This window comes from Aeromonas sp. QDB23 (genome assembly GCF_027707745.1).
GTDB lineage: Bacteria > Pseudomonadota > Gammaproteobacteria > Enterobacterales > Aeromonadaceae > Aeromonas > Aeromonas allosaccharophila.
Window position 1 is genome coordinate 1 of the sequence record NZ_JAPCJA010000134.1, and the last position, 1959, is coordinate 1959.

Annotated in this window: 2 protein-coding genes; both read left to right on the top strand. The window is 46.3% G+C overall.

Features of this window, described 5'->3' with window-relative positions; genetic code table 11:
* Window positions 1–189: 189 nt before the first annotated feature.
* The gene (locus PG888_RS22770; RefSeq protein WP_182939625.1) at window positions 190–501 is read left to right on the top strand and encodes a hypothetical protein; all 312 of its coding nucleotides are present in this window, start codon (window positions 190–192) and stop codon (window positions 499–501) included.
* Between the two features lie 118 nt (window positions 502–619).
* Window positions 620–1888 carry a sulfatase-like hydrolase/transferase gene (locus PG888_RS22775; protein ID WP_270694459.1) on the top strand — a complete coding sequence of 423 codons (1269 nt, stop codon included), beginning with the start codon at window positions 620–622 and terminating at the stop codon, window positions 1886–1888.
* Window positions 1889–1959: the final 71 nt, after the last annotated feature.

Below are 1959 nucleotides of genomic sequence, written 5' to 3' on the forward strand. Positions count from 1 at the left end.
CCTGAAGCAACACCGCTTATATACCCGCACACTTGGAATTATTTGAGTCTCTAAAAATGAGGGGATCTCTGAGGGGTTGGCCCTGTTGAACTGTTGCCAACCGCCACTGACAGCGTACTTGGAAATGAGAAGTGGGGCTTGGGGCCAACCGGCGTAATTCTCAAGCAGACTGGGCCCTGGACTGCCGGAGTGCTAACCAGCCAAATCTGGTCTGTTACAGGTGATAATGAGCGTGAAGATTTAAACATCTTATCATTACAGCCCTTCTTTAGTTTTACTACAGCAACACATACAACCGTCGGAATTTACACTGAGTCCAGCTATGACTGGCATACCGAAGAGTGGATGGTTCCTGTGATTGTGCAAGCCGGGCAAGTTTTCAAGATTGGTTCACAGGTCATGCAGTTTGCTGTGGCAGGAAAATATTGGGCTGATTCAACCGAAAATGGATATGAGGATTGGGGGATTAGAGCACAACTCACATTTTTGTTTCCTCGGTAGTGATAGTAATGATAGTGAAGTGATCGTGGTAGTACTTCGAGAAAGGCCGGATAGCCTTTGTCAGTCGGCCTATGTATGACATATGTGCTGAATGCCAGCATCGAGAGGAAGGGAAACCATGCCGAAGAAGAGAGATGGACTCTTAACCAAAAAAAGTCGGCTTAGCCTGCTGATTGGATCCTTTTTTTTACTTTCAACGTTTGCTGAGCAAAGCGTCATCGCTGCTGAGCAAGAGGTGAAACGACCAAATATTGTTGTGATATTAGGTGATGATCTCGGTTTTTCTGACCTTGGCTCCTTTGGTGGTGAAATAAATACACCAAATTTTGATGCCCTGGCAAATGAAGGTGTTCGCTTTACCAATTTCTATACCAACCCGAGCAGCTCTCCTACTCGTTCTACCATGCTTACCGGTATTGATACCCATCTTAATGGTTTGGGCAATATGGATGAATGGACGGCCCCTAATCAAAAAGGGGTGCCAGGTTACGAGGGGTATCTAAGCAAACAACTCGTCACATTGCCACAGTTGCTCAAAGATGCGGGATATCACACCTACATGGTAGGTAAATGGCATTTGGGAAAGACGCCTGACCTGATCCCGGCAGCAAGAGGTTTTGAGCGAGATTTTACGTTACTGGATGGCGCCGGTAGTTATTGGGATATGAATAACGTTACCGCGGCCTCACCGAAATCAGTGTTCACCGAAAATGGCAAGTACCTTAAAGAGCTACCTGATGATTATTACGCAACGAAAACATATACAGATAAACTGATTGAGTTTATTGATTCAAATAAAAGTAGCAACAAACCATTCTTTGCATACGTTTCGCATCAAGCGCCACACGATCCTTACCACTTGCCTCATGACTGGCGTAATCGTCATGTCGGTGAATATGATAAAGGGTGGGATGCAGTACGCGAGCAACGCCTGAAAAAACAGGTTGAACTTGGCATTATGCCAGCAGGCACTAATCTTGCCGAAAGAATGTGGTTTCTCCCAGACCCTATAGTCTTGGCTCCAGTTAGTCGCGCGCTGCTCGGTAAAAAAATGGAGCTCTATGCCGGGCTGGTGGAAAACCTTGATTATCATACCGGACGGCTGATACAGCACCTCAAGGATATCGGCGAATATGAAAATACAATATTCATTGTTTTTGGGGACAACGGTGCCGAGGGAAATGATTTATTTGAACAGATCGCGGGTACGCCCGGGACTCGGGATTTCTTGCATGCAGCAATAAACTGGTCACAGACCAATCCCAATTCATGGGGTGATCCTGGTTCATATGTGGCTTATGGGCCAATGTGGGCCCAGGTATCAATGACGCCGTTCAGCCAGTACAAGGGATGGGTCGCAGAAGGAGGCATTCATAACGCATCCTGATTACCCATGATTAGCAGTCAGTTACCACGAACTATACTGATCTTACGTACAGTTATCGAGGTGCGAGATCA